This is a genomic window from Rhodococcus sp. BP-261, assembly GCF_019835205.1.
Lineage (GTDB): Bacteria > Actinomycetota > Actinomycetes > Mycobacteriales > Mycobacteriaceae > Rhodococcoides > Rhodococcoides kyotonensis_B.
In genome coordinates, this window is record NZ_JABUCO010000016.1 from 1 (window position 1) to 25,684 (window position 25,684).

The 25,684-nt window shown below is 64.1% G+C and carries 32 protein-coding genes; 18 read left to right on the forward strand and 14 right to left on the reverse strand.

Translation table 11 applies throughout. The features are described 5' to 3' along the window. Positions 1 to 665: 665 nt before the first annotated feature. The 3 genes from HQ354_RS17120 to HQ354_RS17130 are packed head-to-tail and all read right to left on the reverse strand — an operon-like array spanning position 666 to position 2,274. Entirely contained in the window at positions 666 to 896 is a 231-nt protein-coding gene (locus HQ354_RS17120) for a hypothetical protein (RefSeq protein ID WP_222635322.1), read from the reverse strand. Positions 897 to 926: 30 nt separating this feature from the next. Next, entirely contained in the window at positions 927 to 1,814 is an 888-nt protein-coding gene (locus tag HQ354_RS17125; protein ID WP_222635321.1) for a zeta toxin family protein, read from the reverse strand. Then, a complete protein-coding gene (locus HQ354_RS17130) occupies positions 1,804 to 2,274 on the reverse strand; it encodes a hypothetical protein (RefSeq protein ID WP_308115218.1) in 471 nt (156 codons plus the stop codon). Before HQ354_RS17130 ends, HQ354_RS17125 begins: the two co-directional genes overlap by 11 nt. A gap of 596 nt (positions 2,275 to 2,870) precedes the next feature. Between HQ354_RS17130 and HQ354_RS25925 the strand changes: the two genes are divergently transcribed. From HQ354_RS25925 to HQ354_RS25620, 3 genes are all read left to right on the forward strand, one after another. Then, positions 2,871 to 3,788, forward strand: a complete 918-nt coding sequence (locus HQ354_RS25925) for a GGDEF domain-containing protein (protein WP_222635320.1) — start codon at positions 2,871 to 2,873, stop codon at positions 3,786 to 3,788. Between the two features lie 140 nt (positions 3,789 to 3,928). Beyond that, on the forward strand, positions 3,929 to 4,096 hold the full coding sequence (locus HQ354_RS17140) for a hypothetical protein (protein ID WP_308115219.1): 168 nt from the start codon (positions 3,929 to 3,931) through the stop codon (positions 4,094 to 4,096). After that, positions 4,097 to 4,219, forward strand: coding sequence for a hypothetical protein (locus tag HQ354_RS25620; protein WP_261768878.1), 123 nt, complete (start codon positions 4,097 to 4,099; stop codon positions 4,217 to 4,219). 918 nt (positions 4,220 to 5,137) lie between these two features. Here the strand turns inward: HQ354_RS25620 and HQ354_RS17145 are convergent. Then, positions 5,138 to 5,506 (reverse strand): hypothetical protein, encoded by a 369-nt coding sequence (locus HQ354_RS17145; protein WP_222635318.1) that lies wholly within the window; start codon positions 5,504 to 5,506, stop codon positions 5,138 to 5,140. A gap of 94 nt (positions 5,507 to 5,600) precedes the next feature. Further along, positions 5,601 to 5,759, reverse strand: a complete 159-nt coding sequence (locus HQ354_RS17150; protein ID WP_222635317.1) for a hypothetical protein — start codon at positions 5,757 to 5,759, stop codon at positions 5,601 to 5,603. Positions 5,760 to 5,857: 98 nt separating this feature from the next. Here HQ354_RS17150 and HQ354_RS17155 point away from each other — a divergent pair, with 98 nt between their 5' ends. Continuing rightward, entirely contained in the window at positions 5,858 to 6,175 is a 318-nt protein-coding gene (locus HQ354_RS17155; protein ID WP_222635316.1) for a hypothetical protein, read from the forward strand. Continuing rightward, the gene (locus HQ354_RS17160) at positions 6,172 to 6,522 is read left to right on the forward strand and encodes a hypothetical protein (RefSeq protein ID WP_222635315.1); all 351 of its coding nucleotides are present in this window, start codon (positions 6,172 to 6,174) and stop codon (positions 6,520 to 6,522) included. The genes HQ354_RS17155 and HQ354_RS17160 overlap by 4 nt, the downstream gene beginning before the upstream one ends. Positions 6,523 to 6,647: 125 nt before the next feature. Here the strand turns inward: HQ354_RS17160 and HQ354_RS17165 are convergent, their stop codons facing one another. From HQ354_RS17165 to HQ354_RS17180, 4 genes are all read right to left on the reverse strand, one after another. After that, positions 6,648 to 8,288, reverse strand: coding sequence for a hypothetical protein (locus HQ354_RS17165; RefSeq protein WP_222635314.1), 1,641 nt, complete (start codon positions 8,286 to 8,288; stop codon positions 6,648 to 6,650). A 389-nt stretch (positions 8,289 to 8,677) separates the two neighbouring features. After that, complete coding sequence (locus tag HQ354_RS17170; protein ID WP_068426725.1) at positions 8,678 to 8,857, reverse strand: hypothetical protein; 180 nt, start codon at positions 8,855 to 8,857, stop codon at positions 8,678 to 8,680. A gap of 333 nt (positions 8,858 to 9,190) precedes the next feature. Further along, entirely contained in the window at positions 9,191 to 10,369 is a 1,179-nt protein-coding gene (locus HQ354_RS17175) for an acyl-CoA dehydrogenase family protein (protein ID WP_222635313.1), read from the reverse strand. After that, complete coding sequence (locus HQ354_RS17180) at positions 10,347 to 11,429, reverse strand: DUF3068 domain-containing protein (protein ID WP_261768877.1); 1,083 nt, start codon at positions 11,427 to 11,429, stop codon at positions 10,347 to 10,349. Before HQ354_RS17180 ends, HQ354_RS17175 begins: the two co-directional genes overlap by 23 nt. Before the next feature lie 330 nt (positions 11,430 to 11,759). Here HQ354_RS17180 and HQ354_RS25625 point away from each other — a divergent pair, with 330 nt between their 5' ends. Continuing rightward, entirely contained in the window at positions 11,760 to 12,098 is a 339-nt protein-coding gene (locus HQ354_RS25625) for an isoprenylcysteine carboxylmethyltransferase family protein (protein WP_261768876.1), read from the forward strand. Here HQ354_RS25625 and HQ354_RS17190 read toward each other — a convergent pair. The 5 genes from HQ354_RS17190 to HQ354_RS17210 form a co-directional block, all read right to left on the reverse strand. Beyond that, positions 12,088 to 13,038, reverse strand: a complete 951-nt coding sequence (locus HQ354_RS17190; RefSeq protein WP_222635310.1) for a hypothetical protein — start codon at positions 13,036 to 13,038, stop codon at positions 12,088 to 12,090. The genes HQ354_RS25625 and HQ354_RS17190 overlap by 11 nt on opposite strands. Beyond that, positions 13,026 to 13,400, reverse strand: a complete 375-nt coding sequence (locus tag HQ354_RS17195; protein ID WP_222635309.1) for a hypothetical protein — start codon at positions 13,398 to 13,400, stop codon at positions 13,026 to 13,028. Before HQ354_RS17195 ends, HQ354_RS17190 begins: the two co-directional genes overlap by 13 nt. A gap of 236 nt (positions 13,401 to 13,636) precedes the next feature. Continuing rightward, positions 13,637 to 14,086 carry a hypothetical protein gene (locus HQ354_RS17200; RefSeq protein WP_222635308.1) on the reverse strand — a complete coding sequence of 150 codons (450 nt, stop codon included), beginning with the start codon at positions 14,084 to 14,086 and terminating at the stop codon, positions 13,637 to 13,639. Positions 14,087 to 14,189: 103 nt separating this feature from the next. Further along, complete coding sequence (locus tag HQ354_RS17205; protein ID WP_222635307.1) at positions 14,190 to 14,873, reverse strand: helix-turn-helix domain-containing protein; 684 nt, start codon at positions 14,871 to 14,873, stop codon at positions 14,190 to 14,192. A 264-nt stretch (positions 14,874 to 15,137) separates the two neighbouring features. After that, the gene (locus HQ354_RS17210) at positions 15,138 to 15,617 is read right to left on the reverse strand and encodes a helix-turn-helix transcriptional regulator (protein ID WP_222635306.1); all 480 of its coding nucleotides are present in this window, start codon (positions 15,615 to 15,617) and stop codon (positions 15,138 to 15,140) included. An 858-nt stretch (positions 15,618 to 16,475) separates the two neighbouring features. On the opposite strand from HQ354_RS17210, the gene HQ354_RS17215 reads away from it, so the two are divergent. The 12 genes from HQ354_RS17215 (at position 16,476) to HQ354_RS17270 (ending at position 25,565) form a co-directional block, all read left to right on the forward strand. Beyond that, on the forward strand, positions 16,476 to 17,738 hold the full coding sequence (locus HQ354_RS17215; protein ID WP_261768875.1) for a hypothetical protein: 1,263 nt from the start codon (positions 16,476 to 16,478) through the stop codon (positions 17,736 to 17,738). A gap of 99 nt (positions 17,739 to 17,837) precedes the next feature. Next, positions 17,838 to 18,770 (forward strand): hypothetical protein, encoded by a 933-nt coding sequence (locus tag HQ354_RS17220; protein ID WP_222635305.1) that lies wholly within the window; start codon positions 17,838 to 17,840, stop codon positions 18,768 to 18,770. A 29-nt stretch (positions 18,771 to 18,799) separates the two neighbouring features. Beyond that, positions 18,800 to 20,491 carry a cutinase family protein gene (locus HQ354_RS17225; protein ID WP_261768874.1) on the forward strand — a complete coding sequence of 564 codons (1,692 nt, stop codon included), beginning with the start codon at positions 18,800 to 18,802 and terminating at the stop codon, positions 20,489 to 20,491. Between the two features lie 32 nt (positions 20,492 to 20,523). Continuing rightward, entirely contained in the window at positions 20,524 to 21,165 is a 642-nt protein-coding gene (locus tag HQ354_RS17230; protein WP_222635303.1) for a hypothetical protein, read from the forward strand. Positions 21,166 to 21,205: 40 nt separating this feature from the next. After that, entirely contained in the window at positions 21,206 to 21,499 is a 294-nt protein-coding gene (locus HQ354_RS17235) for a hypothetical protein (protein ID WP_222635302.1), read from the forward strand. After that, positions 21,499 to 21,714: a hypothetical protein gene (locus tag HQ354_RS17240; RefSeq protein ID WP_222635301.1), complete on the forward strand. Its 216-nt coding sequence runs from the start codon at positions 21,499 to 21,501 to the stop codon at positions 21,712 to 21,714. Before HQ354_RS17235 ends, HQ354_RS17240 begins: the two co-directional genes overlap by 1 nt. Next, positions 21,711 to 21,899 (forward strand): hypothetical protein, encoded by a 189-nt coding sequence (locus HQ354_RS17245; RefSeq protein ID WP_222635300.1) that lies wholly within the window; start codon positions 21,711 to 21,713, stop codon positions 21,897 to 21,899. The genes HQ354_RS17240 and HQ354_RS17245 overlap by 4 nt, the downstream gene beginning before the upstream one ends. Then, positions 21,896 to 22,177, forward strand: coding sequence for a hypothetical protein (locus HQ354_RS17250; protein ID WP_222635299.1), 282 nt, complete (start codon positions 21,896 to 21,898; stop codon positions 22,175 to 22,177). Before HQ354_RS17245 ends, HQ354_RS17250 begins: the two co-directional genes overlap by 4 nt. Beyond that, positions 22,174 to 22,482 (forward strand): hypothetical protein, encoded by a 309-nt coding sequence (locus HQ354_RS17255; protein ID WP_222635298.1) that lies wholly within the window; start codon positions 22,174 to 22,176, stop codon positions 22,480 to 22,482. Before HQ354_RS17250 ends, HQ354_RS17255 begins: the two co-directional genes overlap by 4 nt. Before the next feature lie 52 nt (positions 22,483 to 22,534). Next, the gene (locus tag HQ354_RS17260; protein ID WP_222635297.1) at positions 22,535 to 23,176 is read left to right on the forward strand and encodes a hypothetical protein; all 642 of its coding nucleotides are present in this window, start codon (positions 22,535 to 22,537) and stop codon (positions 23,174 to 23,176) included. Next, positions 23,173 to 24,006, forward strand: coding sequence for a hypothetical protein (locus HQ354_RS17265; RefSeq protein WP_222635296.1), 834 nt, complete (start codon positions 23,173 to 23,175; stop codon positions 24,004 to 24,006). The genes HQ354_RS17260 and HQ354_RS17265 overlap by 4 nt, the downstream gene beginning before the upstream one ends. After that, the gene (locus HQ354_RS17270) at positions 24,003 to 25,565 is read left to right on the forward strand and encodes a hypothetical protein (RefSeq protein ID WP_222635295.1); all 1,563 of its coding nucleotides are present in this window, start codon (positions 24,003 to 24,005) and stop codon (positions 25,563 to 25,565) included. Before HQ354_RS17265 ends, HQ354_RS17270 begins: the two co-directional genes overlap by 4 nt. Positions 25,566 to 25,684: the final 119 nt, after the last annotated feature.

Below are 25,684 nucleotides of genomic sequence, written 5' to 3' on the forward strand. Positions count from 1 at the left end.
CACCCTTCGTCGGCCTGCATATTTTGCAGTCAGAGAGCAGAAACCGCAACAGATACCGACGTAAGACCAGGTCGCGGGCGTACCCGTGCAGTAGGTCCGTCGCATGCGCGCACTCGTCGAAAGCATCCGCCGCAGTGCGGACCGAGCGTGTTTGTGCAGGTAGGAGTAGATTTCGGAGACACGAGGGCTCGTTACACGCAGAGGAGCTATTCGCAGAATATGCGAATGACGGAACTACTACTTGACATAAGGTTTATTATCGGCAGTTCAGTAATGTTGCGCCGCAGCACATTTAATGATCTATTGTCATAACCTCAGCACGCTAGCCGCGACCGGCTATCATCGTACGCGTGTCGCGTCGCTGCTTGATTCCGGCGAAACCAGCACCGATTCCTCCGATGCCGTCTCCGACCGGTGAGCCCGTACGTAAGGCTGCACTTTGAGCGCAGCAACCGCCTTGCTGACCGCGGGCACCACGTCATCGAAGCATGCAATGCTCGGCTACTAGCCGGCCCCGATCCACCGAATCGTCACTGTGACAATTCAAAGCCAGGCAATGGTAAGCCGATTGCGTGGCGTTGCAGCGATCTCCGCGCCGATCGGGCGTCGAACCGATGTGCGGCGTGTCGGCGTCACCGATCAACAGCCGGTGTCGGCGCCAAGCGTCAGGTGTCTGCTGTTCCGTCTTCTGGACGTGTTGGAGATGTCGCGAGCAGCGCGCGTATCTCCGTCGGGGTGAGCCGGGCGGCGGCGTCCAGGTCGACCAGACCAGCGCGGTACCCCTGGTTCATCGCCTCCCGGTCCGCCTTGTAGGTGCGGACGGTGTGCGCGATCAGCGGAGCCACTTGTAACCTGTCGATCCGCTCGTTCAACCGCCCGAACGTGTTGTCGTTCATCGATACTCCTTGTTCGTTGGCTCTCGCGGTTCAGCTCGTCGAGGGCCCCTGTGCGGTGGCGGGTGAATAGACCACGACGCCGGCTTCTTTCACCCAGGTCTCGTCGTCACCACCGAGGTGTTCGATCAATAGCTCGACTGTCGGAATGTTCTCGGCGAGTGGGTGATCGAAGGCGGCGCGGGCGTTTCGCGCGCAGATAGTCCGATCGGAGCCGGGCGTGTACAGGGCGTCGATGACGAATCCCGGAGTAAATCGTCCACCCATGGGGTCGCCGCCGCCCACTGCGGCGACGCGGCCGCGCCACCACCGGGTCAACGCCCGAGCTCGAGTGATGTCAGCGGGCGCTTCGACGTCGAGGATCGTGAACTTGTCGTACCCGGAGGATGCGAGGTCGGTCAACAGCCGCGGACCGAGCCCGGGCCAGCTGAAAGTTCCCTCCAACACGACGTTCTCGCCTCTGCCGACGCAGATGTCGGTGATCGCATCGAGCAGCTTCGTCGACTCGCTGTGCACCAGGGTCGCGAGCTCGCGCGGCAGTACCCGATATCCGTCGGGCAGTATGCGGGCGAGCAGGTCGTCGTAGACGCCGGCGTCGAGTGCGTCGCACAGCAGGTAGTCCTTGACGCGGTCGGCGTCCAACACCCGCCACCCCCGGCCTGCGAGGTGTCGGCGTTCCACACTCGACGACTTACCGACACCAGGTGGCCCGGCGGTCGCGAGCGCTAGGCACTGGCGACCGATGCTGACCTCGGTCTGCCCGGACAGATACGCCTCGACGATCCCGTCGCGGGTCCGTCGACGCGGCACCGGATCGAAGATGTTGATCGAGGCGCGTGGTCCGTCCTTGTCGAGCACCCCGCCCGGTCGGCACCACGCCTCGAGTTCTACGGAGACCGATGTTGCCGAATCAGCGGGCATTCGCCTGCGCACGTCGATCAGCGGTGGCGTCGAGGAGGGCGCGATAGTCCTCGTCGCTCAACAGGTCACCGGCGCGTTCGATCTGATCCCAGCTGCCGCGGACATAGCTCTCCCCGATCGGATCATCATCGGCGTCGTGTCCGTAGGTGTAGTCCCACGCGGTCAGCTCGGCCATCATCGCGTCGCGATCGATGAGCTGAGCGGCGTGTTCGAGTAACACCTCGCGCGGGCTTCGCCGACGCGCCCAGGGCTGCAGACGAAGCTTCTTGACGATCCGGCTCACCTCCGGCTGAGCGACACCGAGATTGGCGGCGATCACTCGCTGCGGGATCCCGGCATCGACGGCGTGCGCGACCGCCCTCAACAGCCGCAGCTGCAGCAACTCCCGCTGCGCGGGAATCGACCGAAGATCCCGCTCCAAGTCCGGCATCAACGCCATCGCAACCACCTCCACAAGCACTTATACAAAATAGTATCACCGTTAAGGGCGTACTCCACGCTCGGACCTCATCTGGGCGACGGTAGAGCACGCATGCGGCAGGCGGGTTCGCGGCTCGACGCGTTCCCGGGTAAACCAGGACGCTGACCGTGGGACGGCTCGCAAACCCCAGGACTTCCTGACAACATCCCGGGCCCTCGCGTGCGTGCCTACAGGTTCAGTTCGTCACGATTTCTTGACGTGCATTCGTCGAGATCCCCCACTCGTGCTGTACGCCCTGACCGCCGCACCTCAGCGACGTTCGCCGGTTTGGCTGTCCCTGTTCGGCCGTCGGGGCAATCTCACTCGGCGAGTTGGACCGCTGTGTGCGCCCGATATCCACGGACGCAGCCGGGCGGCGGACGATGAACCGGGCGTACGACAACGATGTCGAACGCCTGCGATGGAGCTCGGGTGTTCTGTGTTCGGACAGTGTTTGACACAAGTTTCGCCGGACCCTGACGCTCTGCTCCGCAGTGATGTGATGGCGATGTGGGTAACGGTGTCGAAGATGCAGCGATGGATGCTGTGTGGTTTTCGGGCGGAGGAGGCGAACGCGGCTGGCTGCGGTCTCGGTGGTGATCGATGGGCGTCGCCGCGTTCTGGGTTCGCTGCTCGGGGTGCTGGTGGTGGTGTATGCGGCGGCGGTCTGTATGTCGTGGTGGGATACTGCCGGCGCGGTCGGGGAACTGTGGGCGGCGGCGATTGCCGCGGTCGGGCTCGTGATGTTGGCGCCGCGGCGCCTCGGCGCGGTGCGGCATGGCATCGCGGTGGTGTGCGCGGCTGTAGCTCCGCCGGTGTCGATGCTGTTTCACGTGCAACTCGCCGGGCAGGTGTGGGCGTTGATTCCGGCGATGTTCCTCGCGTTGTATCTGCGTGCGGTCTATCGGCCGGTCCCCGCACGAGTGCTGTGCGCCGGGGTGGCGGCGGTGTCGACGACAGCGTTGCTGATCTCCCCAGCCCCTGCACCGATGCTGTGGCCGGCGTTGTGGGTGGTGTGCATCCTGGGCGCCGCGGAGCTGTTCGGGGCGTTGGGCGCCGAGCTGATCACTGATGCTCTGCGTGATCCGTTGACCTCGGTGTGGAACCGGGCCGGCGCCAGATACGCCGCCGACCGCCTGATCGCTCGCGCGGCCCGCCGGTCTCAGAATGTTGCGGTGATCGTCTTCGACGTCGACGACTTCAAAGGCATCAACGACCGGCACGGCCACCTCGCCGGCGACCGGATACTGACCGATCTGACCGACGCGTGGACAGCGAAAGCACCCACCGGGAGCGTGATCGCGCGCCTGGGCGGGGACGAGTTCGTCGTGATCGTCGCCGGATACGACCGCATCCAAGCGCAAGAGCTCGCCGCCGCACTGATGGACGGCCTTGCGATCGGTGTCACATCCGGGATCGCAGTCGGCCCGCCGACCGAGAACGCGCTTGCCGCGTTGCTCGCCGAAGCCGATAGGGCGATGTACCAGAATAAATCGCCCGCGCGGCGCCGCTGAACCCAGCCGCGGCGCCACGCAATATCGGACCGGTTCACTTCCCACCGTGTCGAGTTCGTCTGGGTGGTCTGCTTCAATTCTTCATGAGCGAAAACAACGACGGCGTCGAAACCGGCCGCACTGTTGGTGACAGAGTACAAATGCGACGGACCAGCGCCGAGCAGGAGGCGGGGACGATCGTCGAGGATTTCGCCGGATCGCTGTGCTCCGGTGATGCGCTGGGGCGGACGTGGGCGCGGCCCAAACGGTGGGCAATCGCCTTGGATTCGGGCACCCTGGTCTTCGCCGACGACAGCGAACTGACGTAGATGTATCCCGTTCTGATTTCGCTGTTGATCGCCTCGGCGATCGTCCTCGTTGTGGGTGTTCCGATCCTCCTCGTCGACGCGGTGGTCCGTATCGTCGCGTCCGTCCGCCGGCGCGCGAGGTAGGCACTGCCTCAGGCGTTGGAGGTGTTGTCGTGCACTATTGGGGCCGCACTTCGTGGTTCGGCGATCGACCCCACGTGCCTGCGCCCTTCGCGAAGCCCGGAGCAGGCTGCGCTGCCGCCGGCACATCCAATCGAGTCGCCGATGGTGTGCGGGCGAGGGTTCGGGCGGCAACGTCCCCGGGGAAACTGTCATGCAGGGCGCACAGCGGCCACCGGTTGCCAACGGCGGTTCGGTGACGGTCCGATCCACGGCTCTGCTCGCGGTGTTTCGCCGTCGTCTCCGATTGAACGAAGGCATCGCCTGACACTCCCCCTTTCAACCCACCCATACAGCAGTTGACCACCGGACAAGCACTGAGAGGGTCGATGAAGGCAACGCCGGAACACCATAAGCCCACGTCTAAGCCCATACGTATGGCCATATGCATGGCCGCATCGACGGCTGAGGGGCGGTAGTGTTGTGAGACAACGGATGCCGGACCATGAGGCGGTTCGGTCACGGATCGTGGATGCCGGTTCGTTGTCGATACCGCGCAACTGGCGAGCACCCTGGGTGTTGGGCAGTGCATCCGACACCACGATCCCGGTGGGATGTCGGACGTCAGACCGAAATCTGTTCCTGGAGATGGTTATTCATCGTTCGGATGCACCCGTTCGTACGTGATGTTCGAGATGACCGGTGGTGGTGCGACGGAGGACCGCGACGCAGCTGGTGTCGATGGTTGCTGCGGCGAGTTCTTCGAGCTCGAGCGCGGTACACAGCGACAATTTGATCTTGCTGTAGCAGATGTCGATTGCGGCGGGGTGTGTGCAGCGTCTGAGGAGGAGCAGCCGGCCTCCCCCTCAGACGGCCGACCACCCCTCCGCATCGTTAGATGCAGGGAGGAAACAACTGGTTCCCCTGCTTTCGGGGTAATTTTCAAAACATCGCCAGTTGGCCGGCCGCGGGCATTGTTCGAGTGCGCCCGCGGGCGTGTGCTGCTGGGCGACGAGCAGCAGGCGGCGCCGTAGTGGACGCGGGGGCTGTGGTTTCGGCGAGTCCGATGCCGGCGCGGTTGGCCAGCACTGCGCGTACGTAGAGACGCCGGGCATGCTCCTGGCGACCGCCCTCGCTGTCGCGGCTCTGCCACTGCTTCTTCCATGCCGTCGAGCCTGCCTGGGGCGTCGCGAGTGCGCGGTCGGTGAGCCGATCGAGCAGAACGTCGATTTTGTCGGTCAGAGTCTGTGCGAGCTCGTCGAGCACCGTCTCCGGTATCCCGGCGACCGCGGCAGGCTCCCTCTCGCTCATGTCCGCATGCTAAACCGACCCACTGACACACAACATGGGACACGCGGCACCGGTCAGGTACCCCGGGTCCGAGCCGTACTCAGAGGGCCGAACGTCAGTGGTCGGTCGGTCGGCCGGGACGTGGGAGGGTCCGGCTCGGAAGGCGGTCACTGCTGCCACCGTCGGGATCAGGGTTCGACAGGGCGATCGCCACCGCGGTCGACCGTACGATCTCCTGTTGCAGCGGCGGGCCGATCAGGGTACGGATTCGCATGGACGCGAGTATGTGACGTGGCACCGACACCTATGTCTGCAGTGGGTGAACGTCGAGGTAGGCGGAACCAGACGGGTGGGTAGTGCGTCCAAGTCGATGTGGAGGACGACCCCGAATACCGGCAGGCACTGCTCGACGACGGGCGCGATCCCGATGACCCGCGCGTGCGGACTGCCATCGCCGACGTTGTCGGGCTTCTCAAGCAGATCGCCGAGGAGGAATTTTCCGGCGCCGACCCGGTGATCCCCTACGCCGAGCAGGCATTGATGCACAACACGATCGCCGACGCGCTCGAGCACATCCGGCAGGAGTCCGCCGGCGAGGCGACCCGGCCGCACCACCGCGGCGTGGTGGCAGGCCACCTGTCCCGTCATCGCAACACACCCACCCCGCAGCGAGATCGAGGGGCGTCATGACCGCGTTGATCGTGCTCACCGTCGACTTCGACAATGCCGGATATTCGATCATGGCGACCCTGACCGAGGGCGGCTGGGTCGAGCGGCTGGCCTTGACCCGGGGCGGCACGAGCGAGTGGAAGCACGGCCAACATCCGAGCGAGGTCATCGACGATGCGCTGTCCCAATGCATGGTCGCCACCGGCCGCCGGCTCGGTGTGTTGACCCCGCCCGAGCAGATCGTCATCACCTATCCGCAGTATTGGTCCTCGGAGTGGATCGACGATGCGGTCGGCGCGATCACCTGTGCTGCGTATCCCCCGGGCGCGGTATACGTGCGCGCCCGGCCGACACCACGCACCTGGTGACGACGCAGCAGAACAGCCTGCGTCTCATTACGCACACTTTCAATACTCGCCCCAGTTCGACAGGCGTGAACCTGCCTGATGTCGCCTGCTGGCGTTGACGCTCACCGGTAGGCGCTTCTCGGGAGTCAGTGGTCGGGTGGGCCGGTGTCCAGGACGTCGGCGAGATAGTCCTCGTCGAACCGCTCGAACCCGATGTCGTCGACAGTGAACAGTGACAGTGCGGGGTCGGGTGGGGTGCGGGCGTCCTCGCGGGCAGCGAGCCATTCCCGCCAGACGATGCGTTCGGCGCGGTGGCGCACGATCCGCGCCCGCACTGCTGCGGTCAGGCCGTGTCGGTGGCCGATGTCGTCGAGGTCCGCCGCACCGATCGTCACGACCGCGCCGTCCAGGACGAGGAGCCCGGCCACCCGCAGATCGCCGAGTGCTTCGTAGCCGCTGGTGCGCCCGATCCCGACTGCGGTGAACAGCTCCTCCGCAGTCATCGGTGTCTCGGTCGCTGCGATGGTGTCGTAGAGCATCTTCTGCCGCCACCCGAGCACGCTCCATGCTGGATGTACCGACTCCACCTCCACCTCGAACTCGGCCGCTGGGCCACTGCTGCGCCGCTCAGGATCGTTCTGGGCGCTCTTGGTCGGGACGAGGGCGTAGCGGTCGGGGTTCTGGCCCACACCGCGTTCGATCAACAGCAGCGGCGACCCTTCCATCTCCCGGAGCCGTTCGAGCACCGACCACACCGTCGACTCCGGCAACATTCCCGCCGCAATCGACAACGATCTCCCCCCTACCCCGACTGTAGGAATCCCTTCGACGATCTGACCTGACACTGCTGCCGCCCACGCCAGCGCTTGAACGACCACGTGGGTGGTCCAGCGGTCACGGCGAGAGATGAATTCGCGAGAGACCCAGGTTTGAGCGTGGGTAACCCAGGATCGTAAAACCGATTCGGTGGTGCCCCCTGTGTGCTTTTGCTTGTGCCCAGCATCCCGGACTGGATCGGGGAGGGTCGATGCGGCCCAGTCGAGGGCGGCGGCGGCGTCGCGGCGGATCGCGCGCGCCGGTTCGGCGTAGTGCGCGTACGCCGCGCGCAGTCCCGCCCAGTCGGGCGCGGCGGCGCGGGCGACTATGTCGTCGGGCGAGCCGCCGGCGAGGACGGCGTGGGTGATGACGGACTGGCGGGCCTCCGAGCGGGACGGCCAGCGCGTGCGGTCGCGACGGCCTGTCGCGGCAAACTCGGTGACGGCCGCGGGCGGCGGGGTGGAGCGGCAGAACCGCGGGTGCAACCGTGTTTCGCCGCCGCTGCCGAGGATGCGTTCAGTGGCAGCGGCGGTGTGGATCTGAGCGGCGACCGGGTGCGTGATCGCGGAGCTGCTGCCGCCGAGGAGGGCTTCGAGGCGGGTCAGGGTGCCGGGGTCGGAGCCGACAGTCAGATAGTCGGCGGCGGTGGCCGGATCCACGTCGACCAGCCGCCGGTGTCCGCCCTCTTTGCACGCCGAGCCCGGGACGGTGATGCAGCCCGAGGCCGGGTTGGTCATCGGCGTGATATCCAACGTGCGCAGCCGGGCGGCGAGCAGACGCAGCAGCGGCCGAACCTGATCGGCTGTGACGGTCTTACCTGGTGCCAGCGGCACCAACACGTGGCGGCCACCACTCGACGACACGTCGACGACGGCGCGGCCGCCGCACTCTCTCAGCCACTGCAGCATGCGTGCAACGTCGTCGACGACCGCGTCCGCGCCATGAATCTTGGCGTCGAAGTCGAGCGCCACAATGCGCGCTCGACCGTGAGTAAACAACGGGACAGCCGCTGGCAGAGCTGGGCGTTTGGTCGTCAACGGGCCCGCTGCGCCGTACTTTTTTGCGACCGGGTCGTACATCCGCATCGACTGCCGCGCAGCCATGGCTCGCGCGAAGCGTCGCCACAAACGGTCCGGTGTGGTGTCGGCAACATCGCCGACACGAGCATTAAATCTTGTACCTACTTCAGGGTGCAAGGTACCCTGAGACCTGTCAGGCAAGACAGTGTCCCTTTCTGGGGGTCACGCAGTATGACGGCGAGTTGGCGCTCGTTCGTCAACAACTTGAGCTCAGGGCCTCCGGTCACACCACCGGGGGCTCTGCTGCGTCAAGGGTGCGTTTTATTGATATTTGGGTTTTCCTACGCGGTATGCCGCAGCACCTCCGCTTCGCTGTCGGACTGAACTAGCTCCTCCAGACGAACTCCGACCAGGTCAGCGATAGCTTTAGACAGCAGCAAATTGGCGTTCTGTCCTCGCTTAGCGGCCTCCTCTTTGAGCGCCTTTTTGATCGCTGGGTGCACCTTGCAGTTCAGCTGCACGGGGTCATAGTGATGAACCCGCGGACGGCCGACGAGCCGAGGTGGATCACTCCTAGTCATGCCCAACAGCGTGCCTTAACGACTAGCCGAAATTCAGCAGGACACGCCGACCTCGAGAGAAATTCGGATATCCGATTTAAAGTGGCTGTCCGCAACCGGACAGATCTCGTTCGTTTGAGCTGTCCCTGGCGGCCTGTTTGGTGTTCGCTGCGCATCGAAGATGGTCCGCGCCGTCGCTTGTGAGTCCACTTCACTGCGCCCGCAGCAGAGCCACTCCGCGCCCCTCGCGTCGTCTGGCCATTAAGAGTCGGCTGACTTGTGGGCCCTCGGCCTCTACTCATCGCCGGACAATCCACTCACAGACTCGGCCTGCACACCTGACGGCGATTCATGATCATGGTCACCCACACAGCTGCTTGGCTTTAGTTGAGCCGAGTTGGTTGTTTCAGACGCACCTTCGGCATGCGCGATAGATGCGATCGAGGCCTGTACGGTCTCCCTGATCTCAGTAGTCGATGTGCACACCAACGCGAACAGAGCTTCACGACATAGCCGCTCTGCGGTACTTGCCTTCTTCACAGCACCGCTCCCCGCGACTGTTGCATAGTAGGCGGCAACCTCGACCGCAAAATGGCTAGCCTGTGCCCGCGCGGCGTAGACGTCTCCGCCTCGATCCTGAAGTGCAAAGTTCAACTGATCTCGGATGACCGCTAGCCGAGGCCTCAGCCGTTCGCTGCTAGCTCCAAGTGCATCTAGATTCTGCAGGCAGCCACGTGATACCCCTAGCGCCAGCGATCCGTTGATCCGAATGATCACCCGGTCCAGCATCGACAGTGTGCTTCGCCGATGTCGATTTCCAGGGCCTACATTTACAACGTCTTCGTCGTCGACACAGTATTTGTCGAACTCGAGCTCGACTGTGTTGGAGGCGTTGGCTGCGACCAGGTGTTTCGGCAGCGCGGACAATCCCGGCCGTTCTTCTGCTGGCGCGAGGAAGGTAACGGTCTCGTCGCTTCCCTCGTCGTAAGCCGTTATCCCCAGGACGTCGATGAGGTTCCACCCTGTCACGAATGGTGCTCTGCCGGTGATCGAATAGCCGCCGGAAACTCGGCTAGCCCGTATCAGTGGTCGCTCTGGGGCGGCATAGCCGCTACCCGAGACCCCAGCCTTGACTGTCCCTGTGCGCATATTGTCGAGGTACCGCGTCTTGAGCGACTCGTTTCGCGAGGTAGCCAACCTGAGGAGGGTCCCGTGGTGCTGAGCCCATACAAAAGCCGTCGATAGACATCCACTAACGAGAATCTCGCCGATAGCGGGCAGCGTTGCCACGGGATCGTCTGTGGCCATGGCCACGCCGTAGAGTCCCCGCGAAGCCAGGTGCTCGAAGTGAGTAACTGGGATGATCCCTGTCCTGTCGACTTCGGACGATGAGGGCTCGAGAACCTCCGAGCTTGTCTCTTCGGCTAGCTCAATCCAGTTCACCACCTCGTTACCTCGGTTCCTGGTGGTCATTCAGAACGCATTCTCGTGATGCTTCCGAACGATCGTGCGCTGCGTGACCTGTTTCCAGATCGCGATCCCTCATTGCCACTGGCAAGACGTGTGCTCGATGTCTGCGCGCTCTAGCAGCACCGACGCCGAGGGCCAGTACAGCGAGTCCTGTAATGCCGAGGGCGGCAGGTGCGTAGACCTCAACCAGGTCGATTAGTCGTTTGGAATCTACCGCGCGTTGGACTTGGTCGTCGACGGTTGCTGTGTCGAGCTGTGGCGACATCTCAACGATCGTGACTGCGGCTGGGTCATCGGCCGTACGACCGTAGTACTGCTTGACGTATTGCTTCCCGAATACGATTGCGCCGCTGCGAGGTTCGACGAGCAGCTCACGTCGCGCCGTGTAGAAGCGGTGCATCAAAATCTCTTCGGTTCCGTCAATGCCCCAGTAAGCTGCGGGCAGGCTCAGTTTCCCTCCAGTGTCGAGTGGCGCAATGTCCTGCGTGAAGCGGTAGACGTCGAGGTCGTGAAACGTGGCTTCTCCAGCGAAGTTGATTGCCTGACTTCGTCGCGCTGTCGTGTCGAAATAGGGATACGACTGTGGCTCAACGTCGAACGGGAATTTAAGCTGCAGACCGTCGTGACTGACTTCGTCTCCAGGCTGGTCCGTGTACTTCTGAATCGAACCCACCGGATCGTCGAACGGAATGGCAGTGCGTCGGTTTGCTGTGAATCTGTCGACTGTTGCATTGACCGTCGCCTGTGGGCCTGCCCTGTCTTCGCGTTGCAGCAGAACGGCGGATTGCATGGTGATCTTGTCACTGTCGGACGGCTCCTCGACGGTAACCTTCTGCAGCACACGGATAGGAACATCATGATCGACCTTGAGCACGCCGCCGACCAGTGCCTCCGTATCCAACAGCGTCGCAACTCCGGTCGCTACGGTCGATGAGTCCACATCTAGTGGAGTTTTGACCAGCTTCGGAGCCATGTAGAACGCCATGGTTGCTGATGCCGCCAAGAAGAAGGAGCCGGTTCCTACCAGCGCTATTCCGACGCCTGGCCTTAGAAGGTCCCTCATTAGATCGTACTACGGTCTGATCTGCGCACGTCGTACCTCTTTCTGTGCAGGTCTGAAAAGCTGGACAGCGTGATAGCCGAGAAACTCCCTCTTTTTGCGACGAACCGTGCAGCTGCAGGGGTATTGGCTGCCGCGTTCGCGAGTTTCGCGTGGTCGGAGTACCGGATCGGCAGACAGAAACCGCAGGTGGGTTCGACCAACCGCGACGACGGTTCTGGCCGCGCCGTCGGCCGCGGACTTGTCCTTGCGTATGGCGGTGGCCTGCTGGTGAGCGTTGCGTCGCCTAGTTCAGTGTGTACTCGCCACCGTCGCACAGTTTTCATCACTGGCTTGGCTACCGCCGCCGCGGGGCAGGCTTTGCGTCTGGCGTCGGTGCGGCGGCTCGGACAATCCTTCACGTTCAAGGTCCACACCCATCCTGCCCAGGAGGTCGTGACGACTGGACCGTACAGCTTGATTCGCCATCCTTCGTACGCCGGAGCTCTGCTGTGCGCACTCGGGTTCTGCATTGCATACGGCAACTGGCTGTCACCGGCCATGGTGGCGTTCTTGGCGGGCGGGTACGTCCGTCGGATCCCGGCCGAGGAGAGAGCGATGATCGAGGGACTGGGTGAACGGTACGTCGTATACATGTCGCGTTCGAAGCGCTTGATACCGTTCATCTTCTAGATGAGCTTCCGGTGAGATGCGGAGCCGATCCGTCGACCATTTCCACCATCAGTCGAGTGGAGGCAACGGAGTCCCGACTGGCTTTCCAGGCAGTCCGCTTGGAACTGGGAATCAAGGCTTCGGCGAGGATCGCGTTGCTTTGGGTGGCCAGGATCTGCCACCGCTCCATGTAGGCCACAATGCGGCGGTAACGTTGCACGCGGGGAAGCAGTGCAGTCCAGACATACACTGCTGCAACATATCCCGCGAATATCAAAGGGGACATGATGAGGAACAACGAAATCTGTACCGTGTGGTGGGTGTACCAGTTGTCAATCCCTCGGTCGAAGGCCACGAGGTACGCGATCTTGTGAACGGCGTAGAGCAGAACCATGGCGCATGCGAGGGCTGCTCCGATGAGCACTCTGGCGAGCTCTCCAGTTCTCACGATCAGGGCCATGCGTACCAATAAGTACAACGGCACTATGACGCACAGCGCCAGGCTGCCGAGGAAAATTACCCAGTAGACGAGCATCCATCCTTCTGCTGTGAAGGTCTGGCTCAAGAAGTGAGTCGGCCGAGTCGGCGCAGGAGAGAGCAAAAACGAAACACCCAACGCGATCGACAACGCAGCACTAAGGCTATAGCGGTATCGACGGGGGAATCTGCGCTGGGTGGAGTGCGCAACTATTCCAACCAGCTGGGTCGCGGCGCAGACCGCAAGGATCTGTGCGACGAGCACCGAAAGATTCCACAGACCCGTTGCCCGATGGAGGATCGGGTCCAACTTGTCGTCTGCCAGTGCGTGTATTCGAAAGGATTGAGCAGCGCTGAGTGTCAAGAGCATGACAGTCAGAGGCCGCGTCCGCGGCTTCTGACGATACATCGTCAATCTTTGAAGCGCGAACAACAGCAGCACTACGGGCAGTATCGCCTCGGAAAAGGTACTCACATCTGCCATCCGAAAATCGTGGCGACTCTTCGGAGCGTTTCCTCGTCTTTCGGGTCGATTCCTTCTGGGTAGAACGGTTTTCGCAGCGCGTCCGCACGGTCGAGCATCACAGTTCCGAGCCATTCGGCTTCGAGTTCGATCGGTTGGAGGAAGTCCGGCACGCGGGTGAAGCACACTTTGTTGCGTTGTTCTTCTACGAGCGCGTTGACCATTTCGGTCGGTATGTCAGGCGCCATTCTCATGAACGACTCTTTCAGGATGGCTTCGATGACGGCTGTGTCGGCTTCGTGACCGAGCAGGATGTGCGCTAGCTCATGGAGGATGCACTGCTCTCTGAACAGTGCATCCTCGCCTTTGCGTACATAGATCACGTCTACGGGAGCTGTCCTGACCCAGAATCCGGACACTTCCCCGCTCGCACTCAGATCATCGGGTAGGTCGAGAACGACGATGACGCGATCGATCTTAAACCCGACCTCTGCGACGAAGCGATCAACAGACCATGGCCGGTTGAACGGCAGGTCCAGTACGTCGAGGAAGACGCTGGCCCGAAGCTGTGGGTCGCCGATGTTCGCAACTGCGGCAGCTGCTTCTCGTGCTGACCCCATCAGTGGGCGTTGCCGGCCTCGGCTGGTCCTCGCCGATCCTCAAGTTCGAAGCGTTCGTGCGTGTCGCGAACCAACACACTTAGCCGCTCGGCGATGTCGGGTGTCAGCTGTGGCACTCGGGTTCGAAGCGCGAAGACTGTTGCCTGTGAGTTCCGGACGTTATCAAAGTAGTCGAGTTGAGCATCGTAGTCGTTCTGCTCGACTGTCGTGCCGACGAGGTAAGTGGTAGGTGCGTCGAAAAAGCCTGCAATGGCGTCGAGTACGTCAGTTTCCGGATTGGCGGCAGGTCGGGTGCGGAGTGCGTTTGTCTCGTTGACGCTGAAGGCGTGACCCACAATTTCGCTGACGTGATCGGCCACCATCTGATCAAGTTGCTGTGGTGATCCCTTGTGCCGGAAGCCTTCGTAAAGCCGGGTGATTCGATAATGCAACGGGAGTTGCGTTGTCATCGTGGGTAGTCCTTTCGAGCGTTCTCTCCCCGCGGAGCGTTGCCAAACGAGTCCTGGCCACGGACAAGCACCCTTGTCCATTCTGGACTCAACTTCAACCGCATCATTCAAGCTCGGCCCAGCGTTCCTGGAATCGCGCTCGGGTCTCGTCATCGATGCCGTCGAGGCGACCGGCTAACCAACGTCGGTAGAGCTGCTCTTCTCGTTCGTGGGGATCTTGACCGGAGGTGGGCATGTCGAGCAGGTGCGCGAAGGCCATCTCGACGATTGGAGGAAGCGCTGCCCCCGGTCCCCCGTTGCGTTCCAGCACTGCCGTGGCATACCGACCGGCGACCCGCGAGACGTATGCGTTGAAGTTCGATACGACGTGCTCGAACTGAGGTTGGGGCGTATCTGTTTTGCGACACTGCCCGTGTGCGGCGTTCAGTTCGCGATGCAGTTCCAACAGACTGTTGATCTCGGCCAGAGGCAGGACGATGGAGTCCGGTCCGGCGGCAAAGGCGCCCGGGCTCCGTGGTGAATCAAGATCGGATCGGCTTTCGATGGGCGTGGCTTCTCCGCCTGCGAGGACGTCAGCCGCGCTTCCTTTGACCCAACGGAGACCTCGGTCAAGCTTCTTCAAAGTGGCCGGGCTGGGAGCTCGCCCCAACGTTCCATTCTCGATGTTTCCAAGAGTGGTGTCGGAAGGGCCGCCTGCGTCGCGCACTTCGGATCTGGTGAGCCCCAGTCTGGCGCGGCGGTCCGCGATCGCCTTGCCGAATCGGAACAGCCCGTCTGCTTCCTGCATTACTGCAGCATACCCGTCAGAGGCAAAAAATTAGCAAATATATCGCAGATCAGACCGCTTGTCGTTATCCTGTAACCCGCGAGAGGCACGCGCGGCGTTACAATCTACATAGATTTGCTACTTTTTTGCTTCAAAGTTGCTTTCGATCGTCAGGGCCTCAATACTGCACCTATGTTCCGGGCAGACAGACGTTCCCCCTCTCGCCGGGGAATCCGTCGCGACGAAGGCGATTACACAGATCGTCGTCGAGTCGGAGGGACCGCTCTACGCCGAGACGCCTGCAGGCCGGTCACGCGCACGCTCGTAGCACTGGATCAACTCCTGAACGTCGATCTGAAGAGCCGACGACAATCGGCGAGCATTTTCATCGGTCAGTTTGACCTCGCCGCGTTCGATACGCGCGACCATAGATGTGCTGATCCCCACCAACGAGCCGAGCTGGGGCTGAGTGAGACCTTGCAAGACGCGCCAGTCTCCCGGAAATCGTTCGGCGCGAGGAACTTCAACGAAGTGCCCCACAGGCAGGCCCAACGTTTTGGCAACCAGCGCGAGGGTATCGACCTGAGGACTTCTGGTGCCTGTCTCCCACTGCTGCACGGTAGCGCCGCCAACTCCGGCTTTGCGTGCCAAGTCAGCACGGCTCATGCCTTTACTTTCCCGCGCGGCAGTCAGCCTGGCGGGGGCAAACCCTCGCAAGACACGTCGACTCACTGCCGTATTCCATTCGTCATTGCTAGACACCATGCCGCACCTCGGCTAAGGTCCAAACTGTGCATGACCTTAAACGATGACAATGTCGTGATAGCTATGTCGTCGTCGACCATCGCTCCGAACACTCTCCGTTTTCGCGCGAACATCCGATCTCGAAACAACAATCGGGAGGCACAGACGAACTGATCAAGACCCCGGGTGCACAAGTGATTGGCGTCCCGAACGCACCCGGGGCTTCTCAAACCTGCAAATGACGACTTCGTCCACACGTGCCGACACCCGCAGAGTTCACATCCTATGTGGAGCGGCACGGTCTACCGACTGGAGCACCCATGCCTTCTCCGATAGTCGCAAAACAATCGCAGCCCAGGCCACTCAGTACGGCCGAGGGTCATCGGCAAGTCAACCTGTGCCCGTCACTAACTTCAATGCACGGTGTTGGCATGATCGCATGCTCGCTTCGACGCGACTATCGACATTCGATCCGATCCATCAAGAACTGTGCACAGACACCGGCGAGTTTCTGGCTGAGTGGGTTTCGGCGCGTCAACAGGACGTGCGGGAACACCAACAACTGAAAAACGCAGCCTAGATCCCGCTTTCAGCGCTCTCTATCGGCTCTTGTTCAGCGCCTGCTAGTTCGGGACGTGGTCGGAGAACTTCACTGTTTGGAGAAGGTCGCGCCGCGTTCTTGGTCGCGGTAGCTGTCTGGATTTCTCGCATAAATGCCGCACCGATCAGGACGCCATTCGCTGAGGGAAGATTCGACACCCGAAGGCTGGCCCTCGCCTTCGGCTGTCGACCTTCGCTCGGCGATGGTTGTCTCCCCACCAATTACCTGTCACGAAACTCATTGTTGCTGAATCATTTACGGAAGGAATGCAATATCTGATGTCCCCCCTGAATGGAATCGGCGGTCGTCACCGTCGACGCAAAGAACGAGCCGTGGTCGTGACCGTCGTGCCCGTAGCGATCGCCTTGGCATGCGGTGTCGGAACCGCTCACGCCGCGCCGCAGGATTTCGTGACCGCGCCCGATACTGCGCAGTCCGGAACCACCGACACCACACCGGTGGCCCCACCGCCGGCCCCGACACAGGAACGTCAGTTCGTTACCGGATACCAGCCTTCCCCGCGTGTGCAGCAGTCACAGTGGCGCAGCTACGACGACTACCAGTCCGGCAACCAGCAGTCGAGCTACCAGACCACCTACTACGAGCAGGCACCCACGCAGCAGGCGGCGCCGACCGAAGCACCACCTGCCCTGCAGGCAACTCCTCCCCCTCCACCGCCCGTACCGACTGTGCAGCGCACGGTCATCGCCCCGGTCGACGCACCCGACGGCTACATCCTCGCCGGTGGCCAGCTCGTTCCGTACGACCCGAACCTGATTGATCCGAACCTGGTCGAGCAGTTCAACAACACCGCAGCGGCACTTCAGGCAGACGGCGGGAACTGGTTGGTGGACAACGGTTTCGCCGACGCACCGCAGGCCGACCGCATCGCCGCGGGAACCGCCACCGGCGTCATCACTGGAGGCATCACTGGGCTCGCCGCATCACTGATCCCGGCCACCGTGATCACCGGCACCGCCGCCGCCATCGGCGGCGGATTGGGTGTCGCCGCGACGACTGGTACCGGTGCGATCGTGTGGGGCGGCCCGGTCGGATGGGTGTTCATTCCCGGCGCTGCGGCTTTGGCAGGGGCAGGTGTCGGTGCCGCATCGTCGGCGCCGATCGTGCTGGGGTTGACCGCCGCAGGCGCGGGCATCGGCGCAGTCCTGGGCGGCACCGTTCTCGGCGGTGAGCAGCAGATCATCGAAGAGCCAGCACCGCTTCCGGCCCCCGAAACCGCGCCCGCGCCGCCTGCGGCACCGCTGACGCTCGACGACCCGGCCGACAGCGTGCAGAGCGTCATCGACACCGCGGCCGAGCAGATCGATGGCGCTCTGAACCTTGCGCCCTCCGAGGTCGGCCAGGCCGGCAATGATGCGCAGGTGTGGACCGAACCGGCGTACGAAGCCGTCCAGGGCTTCACAACCACGGTCCTTCAGCAGCCCGCTGTCGCGGACACGATCGCGGCGGTCAACACCGCGGCCGCACCCCTGATCGACCAGGCGAACACGGCCCTGGCCGGACTGAATCTCGGAGTCTGATTTCCGGGTGCAGCCCACCCCTCTCCGCGGTCGGGCTGCATCCGAAAGTTGACATCGACTCTCCGACAATCCATTTCGACACGCTCAGGAAGGTCTGCTGTGGCCCATCAGGACGAGACCACCACCTCCGGCGCCGCGCCCGATGACTGGTTCCACGACTCCCAGATCGACGAACAGGTCGCTGCCGCAGCACAATCGGACGTTGCCGCGCAGCGCCGGTTCACAGTCCTGTCCGACACCTCCAGCGACCAGGAAAACCACAATGCTGTGGAAGCCGACTGGTTCGACGACGACGGCACAGCCCGCGTCGCACCCTCGGTCCTCTACGACGTCGACAGCGAAGATGTAGCCGTCTACGACGGCACCGGCCGCCGACCGGTACAGACAGATCCGGACTCGTTCGATGCGCGCACAGCCCGGTTGCGCGATCACCGCACTACCAATCCCGGGTCGCTGCAGCGGACCTGGTGGCAACGCCGACGTGCCGCCGTCGCAGTCACCACATCGCTCGCGGTCGTATTCGGCGGCATCGGTGCGGCCGCGCTCTGGTCCACCAGTGGCAGCGATGACTCCGCTGCACGGGACACGTTCGCGCTTGACGACATCGTCACCACGACCGCAGTACCCACCACCTCCTCGGCACCTGCCGCAGCCGGAACTGCAGCCGCGAACGTCACCTGGTGCGCCGGACAAGCAGCAGGGCAGCCGGTCACCGAGGACTCCACCGATCCGGGCATGGCCGCGATCTGGAGGTTCGAGAAGGCCTTCTACTACGACCGAGACGGAGCCCAAGCCCGCGCGCAAGCCGCGCCCGATGCGGTCCTGGCCTCCGCTGGGCGGCTCCAGCAGGGTATCGACGCACTCGAACCCGACATCGAGTTCTGTGTTCTCGCCGACCCGGTCTCACCGGGCGTCTACGACGTCACCGTCGTCGAACGCGGCCCCGGCATCGACGGCCGCACCGCCGCCCAGCGCTTCACCACCGCCGAAACCGGTGGCCAGACCCTCATCACCGCGATCGCCCAACGATGACCGTCCGAGAAGAAAAGAGAACCCGGCCCATGCACCCACCACGCACCCACAGTCGCTTGTCGACGACGCTGCTGACCATCACCGCCACGACCGTCCTCGTTGCTACCGGGTCCGGTGTCGCGGCCGCGCAGCCCTCGACCACACCGACACCGTCATCGAGTCAGCCCGCCTCCACAAGGTCGGCGGGTGCCGAGTGCGCACCGCTGCAGCTCGTGGTCGTGCCGGGGACCACCGAGATCGACGAAAACACCTCGTCGACAACCGATTCGGGATTCTTCTCCCGCGTGACCGTACCGGCGATGCAGGACGCCAACTCCGGCACAACACAGGCGCTGGACCGAAACTACGTCGCCTACCCGGCGAGCTTCGGCGGCAAGCCCGGCGACCGCTCCGCTGTCCCCTACAACCAGTCACGCGACATCGGTGTCGAGAACACCCAGAACCTGATCTCCGACATCGCCGCACGCTGCCCCGGCGCAAAATTCTTCGTCTCCGGCTACTCCCAAGGCGGCGACGTCGCCTCCGAAGTCCTCCGCGACATCGGCGCAGGTACCGGCCCCATCGCCGCCGACGACCTCGCCGGCGGCGCACTGTTCTCCGACCCCACCCGCGCCCAAGGCGAAGAGATCCTGCCCGGCGGGGCCAGCACACCCGCACCGGCACCGGGTACCGACGGCACAGCTGTCGGTACCGTGCAGCTCGCACCCGCTGTCGCCGCTGCTGCACCCACAGGCGGCGGCATCGCACCGACTCCGTCCGTCGGAGACTTCGGCGCCATCGCCGACCGAGTCACATCCTTCTGCACCGCAGGCGATCTCGCCTGCGACACACCCACCGACGCCCCGGCAGCCAAGCTCGTCGCCTCCATCGCCGGACAGTCCTCGATGGACACCCGCGACCCTGTCCGCATCCTCACCGACGTCTCCACCGCAGTCGGCCGCTCGGCCCTGCTGACCGGTGCCTCGATCATCAACGACAACATCGACTTCGACTCCAAGGCAGGCCGATTCGAGGTCAGCTCAGCTCCGGAGACGGTGCTGTCGAAGATGGCGAAGTACTCGGACCCGTCCGCGAGCTCCACTGACGAGATGATCGACGAAGGTGTCGGTGCGGTCACCAAGATCGCCGGAATGGCGATCGGTGCGGCGATCACCGTCGCCAAGGACGTCATCACCCCCGAGACGATCGGACAGCTCGCCGCCGTCGGCCTCGCCAACCCACCAGCAGCACTGGCGATCCTGGCCACCAAGGTCGCGACCTCGGCGGTCAAGCTCGTACCACCAGCGACCATCGACTCCGCCGTCAACGTCGCCTTCGACGAAGTCAGCAAGACCATCGACGAGAACTCCGGTCTCGCGCAGCTCGTCACCGACACCAGCTACTGGAACACCGCCACCAAACACGGCTCCTACGGCAGCGTCCCGGTCGGATCCAAGGGTGAAACCCCGGTCGAGCTGACCGTCCGTTGGATCGTTGCCCTCGCCGCCGACATCACCGGTGACCAGAGCCTCGCCGACAAGGTCGGTGCCGTCCTGGGGCGCAGTGCGCAGTTGTTCGCCACCACCGACTCCGTCCGCAGCGCAGGCAGCATCTTGTCCGCTCACGCCACTATCGGCCGCCCCGCCACCTCACCGGCGTCGGCTGCACCGTCCACGACCGCCCCGACCGCTTCGAGCAGTCCTGCGGCCACCACGACCGTTTCCCCGACTACCACTCGGTGACCGAGAACGCCGGAGAAGGAGGTGCGCCGAACATGGCCGCACAACCGATCAACGACGAGTCCGACAGCGACGACTATCCCGACGTACCCGCTGTCCCCGCGGGCCTTCGGATTCCGCCGCCGCACCGCCGTGCACCGGTGCACCAGAATCCGGTCGCAGCCAGTGGGCGGGCACCGGCGGTGTGGCTTCTGGGCGCGCACGGGCGTTCCGGCGCGGGCACTCTCGCCCACATTTGGGCCCCGGCCGCCGACTCGGGCGGCGGTTGGCCCGCAGCCGACCGCTATCCCGGTGTTGTCGTCGTCGCCCGCACCGACTTCGACGGCCTGAGCGCAGCACAGGATCTCGTCCTGCAGGCGGCCGCAGGATTGATCGGGGAGGCGATCCTCCTCGGCACCGCGCTCGTGCCCTACGCGCCCGGGCGTCTACCGAAATCGTTGCGGCGCAAAGCCGAAATCGTCGCAGCCGCCTCCCCGGCACTCTGGCAGATCCCGTGGGTCGAGGACCTACCGCTGCATCCGCGTGGCGAACTGGCGACCTGGTCACCCGCCGACCCGCCTCCCCCGCCGCCTGGTCGGATGCGCGGACCGGCATCGAGCGCCGCCTCCCCGCAACCGCAGCTCGCGGCCGTCGGGATGGACATCTTCACCGCTGCCCGCACCGCCTACGCCCGCTGACCAGCAGACCAATCCCCCATTTTTCGAAAGGACGCCCCTGATGTTCACCACCTATACCGCCGCCACCGTCTCGATCCTCGCCCAGGACTTCGACTTCAACCCCACACCACCCGACGGCGGGTTCGGGGCGAAGATCACCACGCTCGTCGGCTGGGCCATGTGGGGCTGCATCATCGCCTCGATCGTCGGCATCATGATCTGCGGCTCCATGCTCGCCTACGAGCGCATCACCGGCGGCGGAGGTGGAGCGTCCACCAAACTCGTCGGCGGCCTCGTCGGATCCATCATCATCGGATCAGCCTCCGGACTGGTCCAAGGCCTGGCGCTGAACTGATGCGCACCGAAACGCTGGAATCGATCACGATGTGGTACGTGCGGGGCGTCCTCGCTGTGGTCGCTGTCATGTTCCTCAGCACTCTCACAACTGCTGTCGCCGTTCGGGTTCGGACTGGTTCCGTCGAACCGGGCACTGTCTCGGTCGCCGCGAAGACCGGCATCGGTGTCCTGGTCGTCGGGGCAAGCGTGCTGGTGTTGGAGGTCTTGTGGTGACCGCCGTGGCGATCGCGTCGTGGGTGCTGGTATTCGGCTCGATCACCGGAATCATCGTTGCGGGTGCGGCCTTGGCCTGGAGCAGGTCCACCCGCCGCGTTGCTCCCCGCTGGACCGTCCTGGCGCTGTTCGGATCGGTCATCACCGGATCTCTGGCTTCGATTGCCGCGCAGGTGACCGTATGAGTACTAGTGCAGCACTTGCGCAGGAATCGATTTCGGTGATCGACCCGGTCAGCGGTCCGCCGCCGCAGATCGACACGACACAGGTGATGGACTGGCTCACTCTCGCGGCATGGGGTAGCGCCGCTGCGTCGATCCTCGGTGTGCTCGCCGGGTTGGTGATGCTGGCTTTCGGAAGCAGGCAAGGCCCTCGGATGATCGTCGGTGGTGTGCTGGGCACCGTCGTCGGGATAGTGGTGGCCACCAGCGTGCTCCCGCACCTTCCCGGATTGGCCTCGTGACCGCCCACGTAGCACGGCATAAGCCGGTAATCGACGGCGCAGCAACGGTGTTGGCACAACCACCGACCGAACCCGTGGAATGGCCGACAGAAGTGTGGTCGACGATCGACACCGCCCTGTCCTGGCTGTTGTGGTGCTCGATCGTGGCGTGCATCGTCGCGTTGATGGTGTGCGGTGCAGTGTTCGTCAACCAGCGCAAATCCACCGGCACACAGATTGTCGAAGACGCCACCCTCGCCCGAATCCTGATCTGCGCCGCCGTCATCGGCTCCGCATCCGGTATCGCCCAAGCCGTCCTCGCCTGACCGCCATTTCCGCTCTCCATTAACCGATTCCCGAAAGGTCGACCCCCACGTCATGACCACATTGCGAGTTCTCACCGCTGCCGCCGCCGCTTCCGCAGTCCTGCTTTCTGCTGCTTGCGGATCCGCCGACGACACCGACACCCCGCAGGGCTCGGTGAGTGCACCGGATCTGTCGGCCGCGCCCGCCGATCTGCAGTGGCGCACCGTCGCCGGGGTGTCGATCCCGGTCTCCTCCGTCGATGGTCCCACCACCACCACCGGCACGGTCCGCAGCGGCTACTCGAAGACCCCGCAAGGGGCGGTCCTGGCAGCAATCAACGGCCAGACCGCCCTCGCGGTCGCTGGGGACCGGGCATGGCCGGAGGTGGTCAACACCGTCACCGCACCCGGTCCCGGCCGCGACGAATTCGCCGCCGCCCGCGCCGGAGTCACCGTCTCGGGCGATGTCCCTTCGGGCACGGCACCGGCGTTCGTCGGATTCAAGGTCACCGACTACCAGAGCGACCCCCTGTCGGCGGCCGTGTCGATCGCCCAACGCGTCGGCGGCGAGGACGGCGGCCTGTATTCGTATCCCGTTGCGTTGCAGTGGATCGCCGATGACTGGCGCATCGTCCTGCCGACCGCCGAAGAGAACGTCGACGCAGCCGAACTGAGCAATCTCGACGGCTACACCGCATTGGAGAAGACTTCATGAGCACCCGCCTCCGTAAGATCCTGATCGGCCTCGCTGTCTTCGTCGTCGTCGCGGCCGTCGGCGCCGTGTTCTTCGTCATCCCGAACCTGCGCGACGACGAGTCACCGGTCGATGCGGCGCCGACGCTGCCGCCGACATCCACCCCGGAACCGGGCGGTAGTGGCAGCAATGGCCGCGACGGTTTCCAGGCGCCGGTCGTGGACATCCTCGGCCGCAAGGTCACCGTTCCGAACAACCCGGCCGGTCAACCCATTGCGCAGGTCGAACCCGGTGAGCGGACCGGCTGCACGCAGGACGGGGCTCCGGTGAGTTCCCCGTCCGGCGTGCAGATCCAACAGACCACTGCGGTGCCTATGCTCGTCTCGAGCAGCGACGGCCCTACCGAAGTCAGCGGCAACGTCCTCACCGGATACAGCCGAAGCCCGCAAGGGGCCGCGCTGGCGGGATGGAACTGGATCTCTGCGCTCTATGGTCCCGGACGAGTGGCCAAGGACGCCTACACGCAGTTGACTGTGCCCACCGCTGAACTGGACGCTCTTACCGCAGGACAGAGCTGGGACGGACCGCCGTCGTCGGCGGCATCGTCACTGCCCGCTCCCGTCGCATTCCGGGTGGTGTCTTGCACCGACGACTTCGCCTCGATCGAATACGCCATCGAGGTCCCCGTCGACGACAACGGAGCCCGCCGCACCACCCCGGTGTACTCGGTGCTGCGCGCAGGCATGTTCTACGACGGCACCAATTGGAAAGGCCGACTGGACTCACGGTCGGTGTCCGGCACCACCGACATCACCGACATCAGCGCCTTCACACGCTGGGCGTTGGCATGAACGCGCCGCGGGCGACCGCCCGACTCCGCACCGCACGTCGACTGCTGCTGCTGCTCGTCGTCACCCTCGGCGTCGTCGCCGGCAGCAACGCCGTCGCCTACGCCCAAGATCCGACGCCGCCCGCGATCCCCGGCATCGCCGATACCGCGACCGAGGGCAACGACTTCCAGAAGGAACGCCGCGAATGCCTCGCAGATAATGCAGCAGACCGTAATGCGTTCCAGGACTTCATGAACGATGTCACCGGCAACATCGTCCCGGAAACGTTCTGTCTGACCAGCGCATTCGAGAACAACCCCGGCGACGCGGTGTCCACCGCGGTGTCTTCGGCCGCGTCGTCGTTCTGGGGTGATCCGATCGGGGACTTCACCAAATCGGTGATGGAAGGCAATTCCCAAGCCTTCCGGACGGTAATGACGTTCTGGATGACGGCCGGAATCCCGGGTCTGGCTGCCGATACCGCGATGTCCGGGCTACGCAACATCGTCACCGGACTCACCGTCGCGGCGCTGTTCGCCTCCATCGTGATCGCGATGACCAAACTCGCTCTCGCCCGCAAACAGGCTGTGCTCGAAGGTGCGACCGAGACCGCGAACATGTTGGTGCGCACCGTCGGAGCAGTCACCCTGCTCCCGATTCTGGTGTTGATGTTCCACCAACTCGGTGACGTGATGTCGGCGTATGCGCTCGACAAATTCGTCGGCGGCGATCTGAACGAGCAGATCACCGCGATCACCGCCTTCGACGACAAGACCGGCCTGGGCCCGGTTCTCGCGCTCGCGTGCGCCGGGTTCGCTTTCCTCGGCTCGGTCGCGCAGTTGATCGCCCTGCTCATCCGCGAAGCGGTGCTGTGCGTCGTCGTGGCCGTCATCCCCCTTTCCGCAGCAGCGTCCGCCATGGGCACCGGTCGCAGCTCCTACAAGTCGATGATCGCCTTCATCTTCGGTGCACTGCTGTTCAAACCCGTGGCGACCCTGCTGTATCTGTTCGCGTTTTGGGCATCGGCGGCGTCAGCCACCGATCAGGTCGCGACCGTCATCATCGGATCGGTCCTGCTCGCCGTGGTCGGATTTTCCCTGCCGTCGCTGGTGCGGATCGTCGCGCCCGCCGCCGAAACTATCGCCGCAGGTGGCCGCGAAGTCGGGATGCTCGGCGCGGCAGGGGCAGCGGCAGCGACCGGCGCGGCAGGTATGGGCTCGCGTGCACTCGGCGGCGCTGCACGGTTGATGGGCGGCGCAGCGGGGGCGGGCGGCAGCTCGGGTGCAGCCGGAACCGGTGCCCGGCCCTCCAGCGGATTCCAAGGCCGCTACTCCGGCTCCGACAGCAGCAGCAACAAGTCTCATGCCGGGGCGTCCTCGGGACCGATGGGAGCCGAACGCCGAGTCGGCAGAGCAGTCGCATCTGCCGGAGCACGAACCAGCTCCGCCGGACTTCGCGGCGCAGCCGGAGCACTGCGCGCCGCCGGTGCCGGCGCCCGCAGCGCCGGATCGATGGCCACCACCCTCGGCGCGGCCGCCGACGGCGCAATCGGCAACTACTACGGACGGATTCAACGATGAACACTTCCCATCCCGCCGCACCGCGACTACGGATCGAGACGCTGACCGTCACGGCGTGGTGGTGCTTGCGAACATCGCACAACCTGTGGCGCAAGCACACCGCACCGCCGCCGCGATTC

What these genes read in the sequence shown, in the direction of transcription:
- HQ354_RS17120 (WP_222635322.1), bottom strand. Translation starts at nt 896, where the DNA reads ATGAACGACAACACGTTCGGGCGGTTGAACGAGCGGATCGACAGGTTA.
- HQ354_RS17125 (WP_222635321.1), bottom strand. Translation starts at nt 1,814, where the DNA reads ATGCCCGCTGATTCGGCAACATCGGTCTCCGTAGAACTCGAGGCGTGG.
- HQ354_RS17140 (WP_308115219.1), top strand. Translation starts at nt 3,929, where the DNA reads ATGCGACGGACCAGCGCCGAGCAGGAGGCGGGGACGATCGTCGAGGAT.
- HQ354_RS25620 (WP_261768878.1), top strand. Translation starts at nt 4,097, where the DNA reads ATGTATCCCGTTCTGATTTCGCTGTTGATCGCCTCGGCGATCGTCCTC.
- HQ354_RS17145 (WP_222635318.1), bottom strand. Translation starts at nt 5,506, where the DNA reads ATGAGCGAGAGGGAGCCTGCCGCGGTCGCCGGGATACCGGAGACGGTG.
- HQ354_RS17150 (WP_222635317.1), bottom strand. Translation starts at nt 5,759, where the DNA reads ATGCGAATCCGTACCCTGATCGGCCCGCCGCTGCAACAGGAGATCGTA.
- HQ354_RS17160 (WP_222635315.1), top strand. Translation starts at nt 6,172, where the DNA reads ATGACCGCGTTGATCGTGCTCACCGTCGACTTCGACAATGCCGGATAT.
- HQ354_RS17175 (WP_222635313.1), bottom strand. Translation starts at nt 10,369, where the DNA reads ATGACCACCAGGAACCGAGGTAACGAGGTGGTGAACTGGATTGAGCTA.
- HQ354_RS17180 (WP_261768877.1), bottom strand. Translation starts at nt 11,429, where the DNA reads ATGAGGGACCTTCTAAGGCCAGGCGTCGGAATAGCGCTGGTAGGAACC.
- HQ354_RS17190 (WP_222635310.1), bottom strand. Translation starts at nt 13,038, where the DNA reads ATGGCAGATGTGAGTACCTTTTCCGAGGCGATACTGCCCGTAGTGCTG.
- HQ354_RS17200 (WP_222635308.1), bottom strand. Translation starts at nt 14,086, where the DNA reads ATGACAACGCAACTCCCGTTGCATTATCGAATCACCCGGCTTTACGAA.
- HQ354_RS17205 (WP_222635307.1), bottom strand. Translation starts at nt 14,873, where the DNA reads ATGCAGGAAGCAGACGGGCTGTTCCGATTCGGCAAGGCGATCGCGGAC.
- HQ354_RS17210 (WP_222635306.1), bottom strand. Translation starts at nt 15,617, where the DNA reads ATGGTGTCTAGCAATGACGAATGGAATACGGCAGTGAGTCGACGTGTC.
- HQ354_RS17215 (WP_261768875.1), top strand. Translation starts at nt 16,476, where the DNA reads ATGTCCCCCCTGAATGGAATCGGCGGTCGTCACCGTCGACGCAAAGAA.
- HQ354_RS17225 (WP_261768874.1), top strand. Translation starts at nt 18,800, where the DNA reads ATGCACCCACCACGCACCCACAGTCGCTTGTCGACGACGCTGCTGACC.
- HQ354_RS17230 (WP_222635303.1), top strand. Translation starts at nt 20,524, where the DNA reads ATGGCCGCACAACCGATCAACGACGAGTCCGACAGCGACGACTATCCC.
- HQ354_RS17235 (WP_222635302.1), top strand. Translation starts at nt 21,206, where the DNA reads ATGTTCACCACCTATACCGCCGCCACCGTCTCGATCCTCGCCCAGGAC.
- HQ354_RS17240 (WP_222635301.1), top strand. Translation starts at nt 21,499, where the DNA reads ATGCGCACCGAAACGCTGGAATCGATCACGATGTGGTACGTGCGGGGC.
- HQ354_RS17250 (WP_222635299.1), top strand. Translation starts at nt 21,896, where the DNA reads ATGAGTACTAGTGCAGCACTTGCGCAGGAATCGATTTCGGTGATCGAC.
- HQ354_RS17260 (WP_222635297.1), top strand. Translation starts at nt 22,535, where the DNA reads ATGACCACATTGCGAGTTCTCACCGCTGCCGCCGCCGCTTCCGCAGTC.
- HQ354_RS17265 (WP_222635296.1), top strand. Translation starts at nt 23,173, where the DNA reads ATGAGCACCCGCCTCCGTAAGATCCTGATCGGCCTCGCTGTCTTCGTC.
- HQ354_RS17270 (WP_222635295.1), top strand. Translation starts at nt 24,003, where the DNA reads ATGAACGCGCCGCGGGCGACCGCCCGACTCCGCACCGCACGTCGACTG.